The sequence below is a fragment of the Streptomyces sp. NPDC033845 genome, from assembly GCF_055576225.1.
The window spans coordinates 200,812-217,020 of sequence record NZ_JBVIRI010000002.1; the positions used below are offsets into that span (position 1 = coordinate 200,812).

Annotated in this window: 14 protein-coding genes; all 14 read left to right on the top strand. The window is 71.9% G+C overall.

Translation table 11 applies throughout. The annotated features are described in order from the left end of the window. The first annotated feature begins 943 nt into the window (after nucleotides 1-943). The gene (locus tag ACZ50K_RS05000) at nucleotides 944-2,014 is read left to right on the top strand and encodes a ketoacyl-ACP synthase III family protein (RefSeq protein ID WP_468897610.1); all 1,071 of its coding nucleotides are present in this window, start codon (nucleotides 944-946) and stop codon (nucleotides 2,012-2,014) included. A 660-nt stretch (nucleotides 2,015-2,674) separates the two neighbouring features. Beyond that, entirely contained in the window at nucleotides 2,675-3,766 is a 1,092-nt protein-coding gene (locus ACZ50K_RS05005) for an alpha/beta hydrolase (protein ID WP_468898461.1), read from the top strand. A 2-nt stretch (nucleotides 3,767-3,768) separates the two neighbouring features. After that, nucleotides 3,769-5,523, top strand: a complete 1,755-nt coding sequence (locus ACZ50K_RS05010; RefSeq protein ID WP_468897612.1) for a fatty acyl-AMP ligase — start codon at nucleotides 3,769-3,771, stop codon at nucleotides 5,521-5,523. A 176-nt stretch (nucleotides 5,524-5,699) separates the two neighbouring features. Beyond that, nucleotides 5,700-6,626, top strand: a complete 927-nt coding sequence (locus ACZ50K_RS05015) for a hypothetical protein (RefSeq protein WP_468897614.1) — start codon at nucleotides 5,700-5,702, stop codon at nucleotides 6,624-6,626. Between the two features lie 78 nt (nucleotides 6,627-6,704). Further along, nucleotides 6,705-7,586 carry a diiron oxygenase gene (locus ACZ50K_RS05020; protein ID WP_468897616.1) on the top strand — a complete coding sequence of 294 codons (882 nt, stop codon included), beginning with the start codon at nucleotides 6,705-6,707 and terminating at the stop codon, nucleotides 7,584-7,586. Beyond that, a complete protein-coding gene (locus ACZ50K_RS05025) occupies nucleotides 7,583-7,828 on the top strand; it encodes an acyl carrier protein (RefSeq protein WP_468897618.1) in 246 nt (81 codons plus the stop codon). The genes ACZ50K_RS05020 and ACZ50K_RS05025 overlap by 4 nt, the downstream gene beginning before the upstream one ends. After that, nucleotides 7,825-8,652 carry a class-II aminoacyl-tRNA synthetase family protein gene (locus tag ACZ50K_RS05030; RefSeq protein ID WP_468897620.1) on the top strand — a complete coding sequence of 276 codons (828 nt, stop codon included), beginning with the start codon at nucleotides 7,825-7,827 and terminating at the stop codon, nucleotides 8,650-8,652. The genes ACZ50K_RS05025 and ACZ50K_RS05030 overlap by 4 nt, the downstream gene beginning before the upstream one ends. Beyond that, nucleotides 8,652-9,626 carry an NAD(P)H-dependent flavin oxidoreductase gene (locus tag ACZ50K_RS05035; protein ID WP_468897622.1) on the top strand — a complete coding sequence of 325 codons (975 nt, stop codon included), beginning with the start codon at nucleotides 8,652-8,654 and terminating at the stop codon, nucleotides 9,624-9,626. The genes ACZ50K_RS05030 and ACZ50K_RS05035 overlap by 1 nt, the downstream gene beginning before the upstream one ends. 14 nt (nucleotides 9,627-9,640) lie before the next feature. After that, entirely contained in the window at nucleotides 9,641-10,525 is an 885-nt protein-coding gene (locus ACZ50K_RS05040) for an alpha/beta fold hydrolase (protein WP_468897624.1), read from the top strand. Beyond that, entirely contained in the window at nucleotides 10,518-10,793 is a 276-nt protein-coding gene (locus ACZ50K_RS05045; RefSeq protein ID WP_468897626.1) for an acyl carrier protein, read from the top strand. The genes ACZ50K_RS05040 and ACZ50K_RS05045 overlap by 8 nt, the downstream gene beginning before the upstream one ends. Nucleotides 10,794-10,852: 59 nt before the next feature. Continuing rightward, nucleotides 10,853-11,377: a 4'-phosphopantetheinyl transferase superfamily protein gene (locus ACZ50K_RS05050; protein WP_468897629.1), complete on the top strand. Its 525-nt coding sequence runs from the start codon at nucleotides 10,853-10,855 to the stop codon at nucleotides 11,375-11,377. Nucleotides 11,378-11,409: 32 nt separating this feature from the next. Beyond that, complete coding sequence (locus ACZ50K_RS05055) at nucleotides 11,410-11,727, top strand: acyl carrier protein (protein WP_468897630.1); 318 nt, start codon at nucleotides 11,410-11,412, stop codon at nucleotides 11,725-11,727. Beyond that, on the top strand, nucleotides 11,724-14,429 hold the full coding sequence (locus tag ACZ50K_RS05060) for an aminotransferase class III-fold pyridoxal phosphate-dependent enzyme (protein ID WP_468897632.1): 2,706 nt from the start codon (nucleotides 11,724-11,726) through the stop codon (nucleotides 14,427-14,429). The genes ACZ50K_RS05055 and ACZ50K_RS05060 overlap by 4 nt, the downstream gene beginning before the upstream one ends. Next, a complete protein-coding gene (locus tag ACZ50K_RS05065) occupies nucleotides 14,426-16,117 on the top strand; it encodes a fatty acyl-AMP ligase (RefSeq protein WP_468897634.1) in 1,692 nt (563 codons plus the stop codon). The genes ACZ50K_RS05060 and ACZ50K_RS05065 overlap by 4 nt, the downstream gene beginning before the upstream one ends. The last annotated feature ends 92 nt before the right edge of the window (nucleotides 16,118-16,209 follow it).

The following is a 16,209-nucleotide window of genomic DNA, read 5'->3' on the forward strand; positions in this document are numbered from 1 at the left end:
CAAGCACCCGTGGATAGTGCACCCTAACCCGCCCCCGGACCTGCCCCGGCGTGCGTCCGAAGAGGTGCTTCGCGCCGGCGGTCACGCCCGGTCGGGAGCCGCCCGCGTGCGCCGCGGCGTGTGGGAGTGGGGGTGCGGCCGGCCCCGAAACGGCCCCCGCGACGGCCGGACCCCGGCGCCCCCCGCGTGGCGACCCGGGGCTACTGCGCCGACTTCCGTCGGAATCACGCCATCACCACCCTCCGCACACCGCTCGTGACGGTGCGTCAATATGCTTGCGGGAGCCGCGAGTCGGGCATGGCTCCGCGGCCCGAACCTGAGAGCGCGTCGGCCTCGACCCGGGTAGGGTTATATTCGCACGCGTTTCAAAAGGGAGGGAAGCGTGATGTGCGCGATCGATCCCTGCGGGGCGGATCGAGGCCCTGAAGGGTCATGGCGGCCGCCCCCGTGCGCCCGCGTGCGCTCTCGCGCCCACAGGACCGGTCTGACGTACGCCAGTTGGGGGACCCGGTGGTGCGCGACGGAGTCGCGGCCGTACCACAGGTGGAGCACCCACGGGCCACCTGCGCCACACCACTCGCCGACAGTCACGCACGCATCGTCAGGCCCTTCTCTATGCGGTGCCCGCTGTCCCACGAGTTCCCGGGCATTCCCATGACATCGGCGAAGGGGAAATAGTCGACGGCGGCCGGGTGGCGATTCGGCGGGCCTTCCCGAGATCGCTACCGATGGGTAAGCTCCAATTGATGGCCACAACGGCCCTGCTCGCGTGCAGTATTAACTCCAAGTCATGAGAAATGCATGTGCGGGCGATCGGGGCCGACGCGGTAGCGTGGGGATTATTCCGATGGAGCGTTCGCGATCCCACTGACCCGGGTCGCCGAGCCTTTCACCGACCGGAATCTGCTACTCGACGGGCATCGACCTCGGAGGAAGTTAGGCAATGAGCACCCCTGTCTACATCACGTCGGCCGCGGCCTGGATTCCGTCCGCGGAATCGGCGGGCGAAGCGGTGGCTGCCGGCAAGTACCCCGCCGACGACAACACCGTCAACAACATCCCCTGCCTGCCGGTCGCCTCGGACGAGATCAGTGTTCCGGACATGGGCGCGATAGCCGGGCGCAAGGCCCTCGAACGCGCCGCCGACGTGGTCGGCGACCAGGTCGACCTGATCGTGCACGCCTCGATCTACCACCAGGGCCGCGACCACCACTGGAACTCCGCGCCCTACATCCAGCGCGAACTCGGCATCGCCGACGCCTTCTCGGTGAACGTGGAGGGCATGTCCAACGGCGGCATGGCCGCGATCGACCTGGCGATGGCCCAGCTGGAGACCGGCCGGGCGCAGCACGCCCTGGTCACCACCGCGGACCGGTTCTGTCCCCCCGGCTTCGACCGGTGGCGCGGCTCCTACGGCATCGTCTTCGGCGACGGCTCCACGGCCATGGTGCTCTCCACCACCGGTGGTTTCGCCCGGATCCACGCCATCGCCTCGCACACCGACGCCACCCTGGAGCCGCTGCACCGCGGCACCGACCCGTTCACCAGCGCGTACGGGGTGGTCGTCGACGAGAACCTGCGCACGCCGAAGAAGTCCTACCTGGAGGAGGTCGGCGTCGAGTCGGTCCTCCAGCGGGCCGAGGAGGCCCTGCTCAAGACCGTCCGCTCGGTGCTCGCGAAGACCGGCCACGAGCTGGAGGACTTCGCCCGGATCCTGCTGCCCAACATGGGGCACATGATGATGGAGGTCCAGTTCTTCAAGCCGCTGGGCATCCCGGTCGAGCGCACTCTGTGGGACTGGGGCCGGCTCACCGGCCACCTGGGTGCCGGCGACCTCACCGCGGCCGTGGCCCGTCTGGTGGAGACCAAGGAGGTCAGCCCGGGCGACCATGTGCTCCTCGTCGGCACCGGCGGCGGATACTCCGTCACCGCCGCCGTGGTCGAGATCCTCTCGGTGCCCGACTGGACCGAGATCACCACCGACTTCGCGCTGCCGGCCGACGTCACGGAGTGACCGGGGGGACCACCACCGGGGCGGCGCCGGTGCCTTCACCGGTGCCGGTGCGGGCGCCGCGCGAGCGCGCCCACCCGCGCCCCTTCCCACCGGTCTGACCGGCCCGGGGCCTGCCCCCGGGCCCGCCGCCCCCGCCCGTACCGGTGTCGTGGCACGCGGGGTGGCGGCACCCCGCCCCGTTCTCCGGACCGACCCGACTCCACCGCGGCGGGCGGCCCGCGTCCGGAGGAACACCGCCGGCAGCTGAGGTGCCGCCGTCGCCACCGGAGCCGGCCGGCCGCCCTGCCGACTACCGCCCGGCCGCCCGCGCCGCGCAAGGACGCGCGGCGGCGGGCCGCGCCGCGCCGCACGGCGCGCCCATCCCACCGCCGCGCCGCTCCGGCACGCCCGGCGCACCCCTCGTACCCACCCACCCGGCCGACCGGATCCGCCGGGATGCCCGAATCCCGGGCCGGTGGCGACGGACCCCGACCCGGCCGTGACCCGGCCGGTGGCCCGATCGGGGCCCGGCCAAGGCGTGGCCGAGGTGTGCCTGCCGCCTCGGCGCGCCCGCCGGCCGGCCCGCCCGCCCGCCGTATCCGTGTATCCCGCACCACCGGCTCCGCGGGTTCGAACCGCGAATCCGTCGCCGGTGCGTGACCCGAGGAGAGTCCCGTGCCCATGGACCGTTTCATCCGCGCGCTGATCCACTGGCAGGCCGCCGACCGGCCGGCACCGGCGCGCGAGCTCACCGCGGCCGAACTGCGCCGTCGCTACGCCGACAGCGCGGCCGGCACCCGGGGCAACGCCGCCCCGGAACCGGTCGCCTCGGTCGCGGACCGGCGGATCGAGGTCGCGGACGGCGGTTTCCGGGTGCGGACCTACCTCCCGCTCCAGGACCGGGGCCGGCTGGTGACCTTCCTCCACGGCGGCGGCTGGATGGTCGGCGACGTCGACACCCACGACGGGGTGTGCCGCCGCATCGCCGCGGCCCTCGGCGCGGTCGTGGTCTCGGTGGACTACCGGCTCGCCCCCGAACACCCCTACCCCGGACCGCTCCTGGACGGGATCGCCGCGGCCGAGTGGGCCGAGGGCTCGTTCCCCGGACGGGCCCACGTCATCGCCGGGGACAGCGCCGGGGCCAGCCTGTCCGTGGGCATCGCCCTGCACCAGCGCGACCGCGGCGAGATCGAGTTCGCCGCCCAACTGCTGGTCTACCCGCCGGCCGATCCGTCCATGAGCTCCGCTTCCATGCGGGCGTACGGATCCGGGTACCTGGCGGACGCCGACGACCTGCGCTGGTACTACGAGCAGTACGTGCCGGATCCGCGGCACCGCCGGGACCCGGCCGTCGACCTGCTGAACGCCGACCACCGGGGGCTGCCGCCGACGGTGATCGGCACCGCCGAGTTCGACGGTCTGCACGACGACGGGACCGCGCTGGCCGCCCGACTGGCCGCCGCCGGAGTCCCCGTACGCCATGTGCCGGGCCCGGGGCTGGTGCACGGCTACCTGCTGCTGGCCGATGTGGTCCCGGCCGCCGCCCGGGCGACGGACGAGGTGCTCGCCGAGGTGGACCGGATGCTGACCTCCGCCCCGGTGCCGGACCGCAAGGACCACGACTCCGCCCCGGCCGCCGCCCCGGCCGCCGACCCGGCTTCGCCCCCCACCCGCACCCCCACTCCCGTCTCCGCCTCCGACCCCGTACCCGTCCCCGACCCCTCCCGCGACCACCCGCCCCTGTGCACCACGACCGGCCCAAAGGAGATCTGACCGTGAGCACCGCCGGACCGCATTCGACCGTGGACGTGCGCACCCTCCCCGACGCGCTGCGGCTGCGCAGCGTGAAGCAACCCGACGAGATCGCCTACGTGTTCCTGCTCGACGGCGAGGAACCGCACGAGAGACTCACCTACCGGGAGCTCCATGAACTGGCCGGCCGCCGGGCCGCCGCCTTCGCGGCGGCGGGGCTGGCCGGCCGGAACGCCGTGCTGATGTACCCCACCGGTCTGGAGTTCGTCAGGACCCTGCTCGGCTGCATGTACGGGCGGGTGGCCAGTGCCCCCGTGCAGGTGCCCCGGCGCCGCGACGAGGTGGAGCGGCTGCGGCGGATCGCCGACGACGCCGGTACCACCACCGTGCTGACCACCGCCGAGGTCGCCCGCGAGGTGCGGGAGAACTTCGGGGACATGCCGGCGCTGGCCGGGCTCACCCTGCTGGCCACCGACACCCTCGACTATCCGGCGGACGCGGTCGAGCCGCCGCTGCCCGGGCCCGGGGACACCGCGCTGCTCCAGTACACCTCGGGGTCCACCGGGGACCCCAAGGGGGTGATGGTCACCCACGCCAACTTCCTCGCCAACGTGGCCGAGACCGACGAGGCCTGCCCGTGCGAGCCGGACGGCACGGTGGTCAGCTGGCTGCCGCTCTTCCACGACATGGGCATGCTCTTCGGGATCGTGCTGCCGCTGTGGGCGGGCATCCCCTCCTATCTGATGGCCCCCGAGGCGTTCATCCGCCGCCCGCTCCGCTGGCTGGAGGCACTGGCCCGGTTCGGTGGAACGCACGCCGCCGCGCCCAGCTTCGCGTACGAGCTGTGCGCGCGGGCCGCTGCGGACGGCAAGGCCCACTCGGTCGGCGACCTGTCCCGCTGGCGGGTGGCGGCCAACGGCGCCGAGCCGGTGCGCTGGTCCGGAATCCGGTCCTTCACCGAGGCGTTCGCGCCGTACGGGTTCAACCCCCGCGCGATGTGCCCCGGTTACGGGCTGGCGGAGAACACCCTCAAGACCACCGGGTGCTCGCCGGAGCGGCTGCCGGCCGCGCTGTGGGTGTCCGCCGAGGTGCTGCGCGACGGCACGGTGCGGGAGGTCGGCGAGGAGGAGGCGGGGGCCGTGCCGCTGGTCGGCAACGGCGGTACGGTCGGGCGGACCCGGATCCGGATCGTGGACCCGGCCACCCTGCGGGTCCTGCCGGACGGGCGGGTCGGCGAGATCTGGATCAACGGGCCCTGTGTGGGTGCCGGTTACCTGGGGCGCCCCGAGCTGAGCGAGGAGACGTTCCGGGCCCGCATCGCGGGGGAGGACGCCCCGGACGGGACCCATCTGCGGACCGGCGACCTCGGGTTCCTCCTCCAGGGCGAGCTGTACGTCACCGGGCGGCTCAAGGACGTCATCATCCGCAAGGGCCGCAACCACTACCCGCAGGACTTCGAGCTGTCGGCCGAGCGCGCGGTGCCGGGGCTGCACCCGAACAGCGTGGGCGCGTTCTCCTGCGAGGACGGGGAGCGGGAGCGGCTGGTCCTGGTCGTCGAGGCCGACGGACGGCTCCTCAACTCGGCGGGCGCGGAGAGCGTGCGCCGGCGGGTCTTCGACGCCGTGCGGGAACGGCACCGGATCACCCCGGACGAGGTCCTGGTGGTCCGGCGCGGATCGCTGCCGAAGACCTCCAGCGGGAAGGTGCAGCGCCGGGAGTGCAAGCGGCGCTACCAGAGCGGCGAGCTGAACGCGGTCACCGCGGCCGCCCGGCATTGATTTCTCCATTCCGTATATGCAAAACGCATGGGGACGTATGCGAAGTTAATCTGTTGCGGTGCGATCTCCGGCTGATAACGTCAGGTTCGTTCCGCAGATTCGGCAGGGCGCTCGTTTTCCTGGAGGGATAGGCTGTGCCAGATCGAACTGTATCCTCGGATACGCCCTGGGAAAAGGTGGCGGATTCCATCGAATTCATTCCCGCCGAATATTCCAGCAAGACCCAGCCGGAGTCGGCGGCGCAGGAGATGCTGCGCTGCGATGCGACCGAGATCGAAAGACTGGTGGACTCGGGTCTGCCCTACGAGGACCGGGCGGGCGTGCGCTATTTCGACGCCAACGACCTGTACAACCTCGGAATGTATTCGCAGAAGTCGAATACGCAGCCCGAGTTGACGTTCCGCATGCTGTTCCGGTTCGCCGGCCGTTCCGTCGAGGACCTGCTGCGTCCGAAGACCTGGGACTTCCGGGTCGAGCTGGAGTGCCCCGAGTGCGAGGGGGCCGCGCCCTGGCGGTTCGAGGCCCCCGACGGCCGGTTCGGCGGGACCGTGGTCGGCGGGGCCGCGCCGGGGCCGAGCGCGGGGACGGCCGAGTACGCGGCGACGATCACCACCACGGGTGCCCGCACCCCGCTGGTCTCCGCCGAACTGCGCGGTCTGACCCGCGACTACCTCGGCGCGGGCTACCGCTGGCAGATGATCCCCGTCGCCATGCAGGCCGACTACCGGCTGGTGCACGACCTCGGGGCGACCAGCTGCATCGCCGCCAGTCTGCTGCTGGCCGAGCGGTTCCGGGCCGCCGGTTACCGGGCCGAGGCGAAGCGCGGCTGGTTCTGCGGAGTGCTCGGCGGGGCCCTCGACCTGCCGCACGCCTGTGTGGAGGTCGAGGACGAGGACGGATCCCTCAAGACCATCGACATCGCCAAGGCCCAACTGGCCGCACGACTGTCCCCCGACACCGGGGACTTCCAGGAGCTGTGCATCGGGTCGATCTACAACAAGGTCATCCCGTCCACCGCCGCCGGTAACGCATCCTTCGGCCATCACGAATGTGGTTCACGGCTGCCGGTCCATGTGCGTGCGGACATCCGCGCCGCGCGCTGACGCGCCGAACGCGTCGACTCGCTGAATCCGCTGAAGTCGAAATCTCTCAGCACTGCGTTTGGAAGGACGAGCAAAAAAATGGCGGTACGTGAAATCGAACCGGTTGTCCTCGAACTGGACCGGTTGGAGAACATGGCCGAATCCGGCTACTACAACCCGTACACGATGTTCGACTGGCCCGACACGATCGAGCCGGATATGCCGTGGATGAGCGAGAGCCTGACCACGCTGGCCGGGACGCCGATGTGGGACGAGCTGACGCGCGAGCAGCAGATCGCCCTGACCCGCTTCGAGGCGATCAACTTCTTCAGCCTCAACATCCACGGCATCCGCGAGCTGATGAGCGAGGTCGTGATGCGCATCCACGACCGTACCTACGCGGATGTATCCGAGTTCCTCCACCACTTCATCGGTGAGGAAAACGAGCACATGTGGTTCTTCGCGCAGTTCTGCCTGCGCTACGGCGGCAAGCTCTACCCGGCCCAGCCCACGCTGAAGGCCGACTCGGTGGAGCACCTGTCCCCGGTGGCCCGCGAGCTCATCGTCTTCGCGCGGATCCTCATCTTCGAGGAGATCGTCGACTACTTCAACGCGTACATGGCGACCGACCAGACGCTGCCGCACATCGCCCGGGAGATCAACCGGGTGCACCACCAGGACGAGAGCCGGCACGTGGCCTTCGGCCGGATGATCTTCACCAACCTGCTGGGCCAGGTCGTCAAGCGCGACCCCGACGAGGCGCCGATCGTCGCCGAGTACCTGGAGAACTACCTCCAGTACAGCATCGGCACCCTCTACAACCCGGCCGCCTACCGCGACGCCGGCATCCCGGACGCGCTCGCGCTGCGCCGGCGCGCGCTGGAGCACCCGGCCCGGAACGAAGCGCACGAGGCCGTACTGAAGCGGACCCGGAAGTTCCTGTCCCGGGCAGGCGTAGGCAGGGAAACGATCAAGCGATGAGCGACAAGATGCAGGCGCTCCAGGAGTTCATCCTCCAGCGCAACCCCAAGCTCGACGGACTGACCAACGACCTGGACCTGATCGACAGCCGGGCCATCAACTCCCTGGCCTTCGTCGAGTTCATCTTCCTGCTGGAAGAACTGACCGGCGAGCCCATCGATCCGGAAGACCTGGACCTGGACGACTTCCGCACCCTCGACGCTCTCGAAGCGCGATTCTTCAAGAAGGAAGCGGCGCGATGACCACAGTCACCGACAACGGCCTCGGCGTTCTGAACGGCGGCCAGCTCCGGCTGCTGCGCGCCTTCGACGCGCTGGTCCTGCGCTGGGCCGAGGAGTGGGAGGCACCGGAGTTCCGGTTCCCGTTCCTGATGCGCTGCAAGGACCTGGACACCTTCGACTACTACGACAACTTCCCGCACCTGGGCCTGGCCGCCACCCGGCTCGACCCGGAACGGCTCGGCAAGCACCTCGCCGGAGCCGAGCGCCCGGTCGAGCGGATGCCCACCGAGGTGATGGAGCCGACCGCGTTCGCGCTCCCCTCCGCGGCCTGCTACTCCATCTATCTGGACCTGGCCGGCTCCGCCCTGCCCGCCGAGGGCACCCTGCGCACCACGGTCGGCACCTGCTTCCGCAACGAGGACCACTACCAGGGCCTCCAGCGGCTGCTCGGCTTCTCCATGCGGGAGATCGTCTTCGTCGGACCGGAGGAAGGGGCCAAGAGCCACCTGCTCCGCGCCAAGGAGGCCGTCACCGGGCTGTGCTCCGAACTCGGCCTGGACCTCAGGCTGGAGGTCGCCACCGACCCGTTCTTCGACAAGAACGGCGGCAAGGCGAAGATGCAGCGCCTGTTCCCGGTGAAGGAGGAGTTCACCGTCAACGGGCTGGCCATCGGCTCCGTCAACTACCACCGGAACTTCTTCGGCGAGCGCTGCGAGATCCAGGCCGGCGGGGACACCGCCCACACCAGCTGCCTGGCCTTCGGCCTGGAGCGCTGGGTGCACACCCTGACCGAGCGGTTCGGCAGCGCCGAGGCCGCCGTGTCGGCACTCGAAAGCCTGCGCTGATGCGGTCCACGCTGGCAGGAGTGCTCGACCTGGACGTGAGCCTGCTCCAGTCGGGCATGGGCGGGGTCGCCGGGGCCGAGCTGGCGTGCGCGGTGTCCGAGGCCGGGGCGGGCGGCTGCGCCGGCGGCTACAAACTGGTCGGCGACCAGCTGTCCGCCCTGCTGGACCGGCTGGTCCGGGGCACCGACCGGCCCGTCGGCGTGAACCTGATCCCCGAGGTGGTCGGCCCCGAGGAGCTCGACCTCCAGCTGGCCCAGGTCCTCGCCGAGACCCCGCGACGCGTGTACGTGTCCCTGTTCGGCATGCCCGAGGACGCGGTCTTCGACCGGGTCCGGGCGGCCGGCCGGCACCTGGTGGTCCAGATCGGGACCGTGGAGGACGGACTGCGGGCCGCCGAACTCGGCGCCGTGGTCGTCGCCCAGGGCACCGAGGCCGGCGGCCACCTCCTCGGGCACTCGCTGCGCGACGAACTGGTCGCCGAACTCCGCGACCGGCTCCCCGAGGCCTGCATCGTCGGCGCCGGCGGCATCGGCTCCCCGATCGAGGCCGACCGGGCCCTGGCCGCCGGAGCGGACGGGGTGCTCCTCGGCACCGCCTTCGTCGTCGCCCACGAGTCACGGGCCCACGGCCGGTTCAAATCGGCGGTCCTCGCCGCCGACGAGACCGACACCGTGATCACCGACGTGTACGAGATCGGCTGGACCGGCCGCCGGCACCGGGTGCTGGCCACCGCCGTCACCGCCGACCCCGACCAGCCCAAGAAGTTCATCGGCCGGACCGTCGTCGAGGGCCGGCCCTATCTGGTCCCGCGGTTCAGCTCCGCCGTGCCGACCACCGCGACCACCGGCCGCATCGAGGAGATGGCGCTGTACTGCGGGCAGTCCTGCGGCGCCGTCTCCCAGGAGATCTCCGCGGCCGACGTGGTCGCCGGATTCGCGGGTGTCCTCCCGGGCGCCGCACTCGCCAGCAACTAGGAAGGAAACCAGCCATGTCGGACAACGCGACCAGCGAGACCAGCGAGATCCAGGGCCCGTACGACCTGTCGTACCAGGAGGGCACCGAGCGGATACGCACCCGGGAGGGCGTCGAGCTCTACTACGAGTCCAACGGCGAGGGCCCGGCCATCACCCTGCTCAACAACTTCTTCATCACCGCCCCGTTCTGGCGGGCCCACGTGGAGGCGCTGGTGGAGAACCACCGCGTCATCAGCTACGACATGGCCAACCACGGCCGGTCCTCGCACCACGCGGAGGAGCCCACCTGGGAGGAGCACGCCGAGGACGTCATCGGACTCCTCGACGCCCTGGGCATCGAGTCGACCTATCTGGTCGGCACCTCCGCCTCCACCCAGCTCGCCCGCGACCTGGCCATCGCCCACCCCGACCGGGTCAAGGGCCTGGTGCTGGCCGGACCGGTCTTCGGCACCAAGAACATGCGCCGCCACCGCATGCTGAACAAGTCCTGGGCGCTGACCCTGAAGGACCACGGCATGGCCGGCCTCTACAACCAGATCTACGCCGAGGTGGTCAGCGGCGAGATGAACGAGGAGGGCGGCACCCCCGGCTTCCTCGGCTTCCGCGAGAGCTTCCTCGCGATGTCCTCCGCCGAGGACCTGGCCAACGGCCTGGCGCGCGCCATCACCGGCGACCCCAGCTCCGAACTGCTGGCCCGGGTCACCCAGCCCACCGTCATCTACGTCGGCGACGACGACATCCTGCTCAGCCCGCAGCGGGCCCGCGACGTGGCCGCCCTCTTCCCGGACGGCCGCGCCGAGATCGTCCCGAACGCCGGCCACGTGCCGTTCCTGGACGACCCCGAGGGCTTCCAGACGGTCATCATCAAGCTCGTCGAAGAAGTGGAATCGCGTGTCTGACCCGAAGTCCGGGACCGACACCGGTACCGAGGCCGCGATCCGGCGGCGGATCCGTGAGCTGCTGGTCGAACTGTTCGGCGGTGAGCGCTTCGCCGACGGGGTCTCCGACTCCGTGTCGCTGCGCGAGGCGGGGCTGCCCTCCACCGGACTGGTCAGCCTGCTGGTGGCGATGGAGGACGCGTTCGGGTTCGAGTGGGACGACGACGTCCAGCCGGAGGTGCTCCGCTCGATCGACTCGCTGGCGGGCCACGTCCTGGCCGTGCGCTGAAGGCACGGGGACACCCGGTGGCCGCGCGGCCGGACCCTCCCGAGGGCCTCGGACCGGACGTGAGGATCTCCTTCCGTCCGGTACCCGCGCCCCACGGGCCGGCCGAGCAGTCCGCGGCCGGCCGCCGGGCGGCCGCGGAGGCCCTGGCCTCGGCCGGTTCGCCCGAGCTGACCGTGCCCCGCGAACCCGGCGGGCGGCCCCGCTTCCCACCGGGATTCGCCGGTTCGATCTCCCACACCGACCGGCTGGCGGTCGCGGTGGTCGTCCCCGGCGCCGAAGCCGTCGGCGTCGACATCGAGAGCGCGGCCGTCACACCCCGGGCGGCCCGGTTCGTCCTGCGGGAGCGGGAGCGGCACCGACTGCTCCCGCCCGCCGGGGAGTACACCGCACGTGATCTCTTCGTCGCCAAGGAAGCCGCCTTCAAGGCCCTGAACGTCCTCGGCACCCTGGGGGAGTTCGTGTTCTGGCGCATCGGACTCGAACGGACGGGTGCCGGGCTGATCGCCTCGCACCGAGGCGAACCGGTACCGGTGTGGGTTCGCTCGGAGGCAGATCTTTCGTTCGCCGTGGCGATACGGCGCTGAACTCCGCGATTGTTCGAATGGGGAAAGAATCAATGAACCGCGACATTCTCGACGTCGTCGACGGGCTCTTCCGTCACGAACTGCAGGTACCCGAAATCGATCCGGACGTCCCGCTCGTGGACTACGGCCTCGACTCCATCCGCTCCATCAACCTGATCGTCGAAATGGAGTCCAGGTTCGATGTGCGCATCTCGGACGAGCAGGCGGCCTCGATGCAGACGCTGCGCGAGGTCGTGGAACAGGTCTCCGCGTCGCTGACCGGCCAGGTCGGTCAGGTCGGTCAGGTCGTCCAGGTCGGCCAGGCCCACGGTCACGAGCACGGCCACGCACGCGCGGACGGTGCCGCGTGAACGCCGCGGAGGAATTCACCCGCCACCTCCGCCCGGAGGTCGGCCGGATCTTCCGGACCCTCAACCTGGACGCCGTCTACCGGTCCGGCCGGGGCGACCACCTGACCCACGACGCGACCGGCGAGCGGATCCTCGACCTGGTCGGCGGCGCCGGCTCCTCGCTCTTCGGGCACAACCACCCGGAGCTGCTCGCGGTCGCCCGGCGCGCCTTCGACGAAGAGGTCCCCTTCAACGCCCAGGCCAGCATCCGGCCCGGCGCGGCCGAACTGGCCCGCCGGCTCTCCGACACCGTCGGCGCCACCACCGGTGCGAGCTACGTGGTCACCCTCGGCAGTACCGGCGCCGACGCCGTGGAAGGCGCGGTCAAGCACGCCACCGTCGAGCACCGGCGCCGACTCGCCGCGACCGAGGAGGAGTTCGAGGTAGCCCTGCGGCGCGTCCGGCGCGACGGCCTGGCCGGGGTCCGCTGTGCGAGCGGTCCCGCCGAGGGCCGCCCCTGCGCCGAGGTGCTCACCGAGGCCCTGGAGCGGATCGCCGCGGTCCGCGGGCGGGAGCCGCTCTTCGTCTCCCTGCGGAACGCCTTCCACGGCAAGTCCGCCGGCGCCGGCACCCTGACCCACGGCGGCAGCGCCCCCGAGGACCTGAAGGTGCCCGGCCCCCGCCACCGCCGCCTGCACGACTGGACCCCCGGGGCCGTGCTGACCGCACTCGACGACGAGCGCGTCGCCCTGCACGCGATCCGGATCGACGCCGCCGGAGTGCCGCACTCCACCGAACGCCATCTCTCGCCGCTGGCCGCCTGCTTCGCCGAGCCGATCCAGGGCGAGGCCGGGGTCCACGAGGTCCCGGCCGAGACCCTCGCCGCCCTGCGCGAGCTGGCCGACCGGCACGGCGCGGCCCTGGTGTTCGACGAGATCCAGTGCGGCATGGGCCGCACCGGCACCTTCCTCGCCTCCGAGGACTCCGGCGTGGCCGCCGACTACTACCTGTTCTCCAAGTCCCTCGGCGGCGGACTCGCCAAGGTCTCCGCCCTGCTGGTCGACGAGAAGCGGTACGTCGCCGACTTCGGCCGGCACCACACCTCCACCTTCGCCGACGACGAGTTCTCCGCCCGGATCGCCACCGCCGCGGTGGACCTCGCCCTCGCCAGCCTGGACCGCATCGCCGGGACCGGCGCCCTGCTCCGGGACCGGCTGGCGGAGGTGGCCGCCCGCCGGCCCGGGGCCATCGTCGCCGTCCGCGGCCGGGGCCTGCTGCTGGGCGTCGAGTTCGCCCTGCCGAAGCCCGAATCCGCCATGCTGCGCGAGCTGTTCGACCCCGAGGCGCTCGGCTACCTGCTGGCCGGCCGGCTGCTCCACGAGCACCGGGTCCGGGTCATCCCCACCCTGTCCGCGGCCACCACCCTCCGCGTCCAGCCCTCGGCCCTGCTGGAGCCGGCCGACGTGGAGCGGATCGCCGCCGCCTTCGACGAGGTGGCCACCCTGCTCTCCGAGGGCCGCTACGCCACCCTCCTCGAACACCTCACGGTCCCCGCCACCGGTGACTGGCAGCCCCCGCAGTACGTGCCGCTGCCCCGCCGGGACCGCCCGGCACGGCTCCGGAGCGCCCCCGGCGACGTACCGCGGGTGGCCTTCCTCGCCAATATGGACGTCCCCGGGAAACTGCCGGTGATGGCACCGGAGCTGGCCTCCTGGTCGCCCGAGCAGTGCGAGGCCGCGCTCGACCGGATGTGGGGCGAGTCCCGGCCGTACGAGGTGGCCCGGCACCGGATCAGGTCCGAGGTGCGGGGCGAGGTGGAGGTCGTCATGGTGGCCGCGCCGTTCACCGCGGCCCAGGCCAACGCCGCCCTGCGGGCCGGCCGGCGGGGCTGGCTCAGCCGGACCGTGCTCGACGCGGTGGAGCTCGGTGTCTCGCTCGGTGCCGAGGTCGTCGGCCTCGGCGGCCACACCTCGATCGTCACCAACGCGGGCCGGGACGTGGTCGAGGACGAGGTCCGGGTCACCTCCGGCAACTCGCTGACCGCCGCCTGCGCCTACGACCTGGTGCAGCTCCAACTGGCCCAGTCCGGGCCCGGGGAGCGCCGGGTCGGGATCGTCGGCGCGATCGGCAACATCGGCGCCGTGATGGCCGAACTCATCGCCCCGCACTGCGACTCGCTGGTCCTGGTCGGCCGGCCCGGCTCCGCCCGCCGGCTGGAGGCGGTGGCCGCCCGGATCGCCCCGCTGACCGAGGTGTCCGTCGCCGAGGACCTCAGCGCCCTCCGGGACTGCCCCATCGTGGTCAGCGCCACCAACTCGGCGGACCCGGTGGTCCTGCCGCACCACCTCGCCGAGGACCGCAAGGTCCTGGTCTGCGACCTCGCCGTCCCCGGCGACGTCCACCCGGCGGTGGCGGCCCTGTCCAACGTCGACCTGGTGTCCGGCGGCCGGATCCAGCTCCCCGGCGGGCAGATGCCCAGGTTCCCGGGCATCACCCTGCCGCCCGGAATCCTCTACTCCTGCCTGGCGGAGACCATCCTGCTCGGTCTGGAGCCCACGACCCCGAGCCCGTCCTACGGCGGTCTGTCCTCGGCCGGAGTGCTGGCCGCCAGGGACCTGGCCGCACGGCACGGGCTGCTTCCCGCCCGCATCGTCTCCGCCGACGTCTCGGTCCAGCCGTGGACCGTCGATCTCAGCAGCGCCCTTGAGGAGAACACCGGATGAGCACCCTCAGCCCCCGACACCCGAGCATCCTGCACGCCCTGGTGGCCGAGGCCGAACGGGGCCCCGACGCCTCGTCGGTGACCCTGATACCGGAACCGGGACAGGAGGAGAGACTCCGCTACGACGAGCTCCTCGACGCCTCCTCGGCCTGCGCCGCGGCCCTCGCCGAACAGGGCGTCGGCCACGGCGACCGGGTGCTCCTGTGCCTGCCGACCGGCGCCGAGTTCATCACCTCCTTCTTCGGCAGCCAGTTGCTGGGCGCCATGCCGACGGCGATCTCACTCCCCATCAGCTTCGGCGGCGCGGCCGGCTTCGAGAGCCAGCTGAAGGAGCTCGTGGGATACCTGCGGCCCGCCGCGATCATCACCACGGCCGCGGTGATCAAGGACCTGCCGCACCTCGGCGAGACCCGGCTGCTCGACGGCGCCGGCCTGTACGCGCTCTCCACCACCGCCGGCGCGCCCCGGCACCCGGTGCGGCTGCCGGACGGGGAGGAGCTGGCGCTGATCCAGTGCACCTCCGGCTCCACCGGCACCCCCAAGGGCGTGATGATCTCGCACGCCGCCCTGGCCGCGAACTGCGAGCAGGTGGCCCGGGCGCTCGCGGGCACCCGCGAGGACACCACCGTCAGCTGGGCGCCGCTCTACCACGACATGGGACTGATCACCGGCCTGCTGGTCCCGGTGTTCTCCGGGGCCAGCACGGTGCTGATGCCCACCACCCGCTTCCTGCGCGCCCCGGCCGAGTGGCTGCGGCTGATCAGCCACTACCGCGGGGCCTACGCGGCCGGGCCGAACTTCGCGTACGGCTATGTCGCCGCCCGGGTCCGCGACGAGGACCTGGAGGGCGTGGACCTGTCCTGCTGGCGGGTGGCGATCTGCGGCGCGGAACCCATCCAGCCGCTCACCGCCCGGTACTTCATCGACCGCTTCGCCCGCTGGGGGCTGTCGGCCGAGGCCTTCACCGCCGGCTACGGCATGGCGGAGGCCACCCTGGCGCTCACCTACACGCGGCCGGAGGCCCGGTTCGCCTTCGACTCCATCGACCGGCGGGCCGCCGTCAACGAGGCCCGGGCGGTGGACGTGGACCCGGCGAGCACGGACGCGCTGCACATCGTGGACTGCGGCGAGCCGCTGACCGGGACCGAGATCCGGATCGTGGACGAGGCGGGCCGGCCGCTGGCGGAGAACGGCATCGGGCACGTCCAGTTCCGCAGCCCCTCGCGCACCACCGGGTACTTCAACCTGCCGGAGGCCACCGCCGAGGCGATCGCCGACCCTGACTGGTGGAAGACCGGGGACGTGGGCTATCTGCGGGACGGCCGGCTGCGGATCACCAGCCGGGCCAAGGACCTGATCATCATCCGGGGGGCCAACCACATCCCCTCGGACTTCGAGCAGGCCGCGGAGACGGTGCCGGGCGTGCGGCTGGGTGCCGTGATCGCGGTCGGCTACCGGGACGAGCGGAGCGACTCGGAGGAGCTCCACCTGATCGTGGAGACCGAGCTGGAGGAGGAGCGGCACGAGGCGCTCCGCCGGGCCGTGGTGGCCGCCGTCGCCTCCCGGACGGGTGTCCGGGCCGCCGCGGTCCATCTGGTGCCCAAGCGCAGCATTCCCAAGACGACCAGCGGAAAGCTCCAGCGGGCCAAGGCCCGGGAGATGTTCGTCGAGGGCTGGCTCCCCTCCTGACCTGACACCGGGAGCGGACGCGCCCGCGGGGGCCCGAACCCCCGCGGGCGCACACCCATGCCCACGCCCGGCCGCCGCCCGGCCCGCGCCAT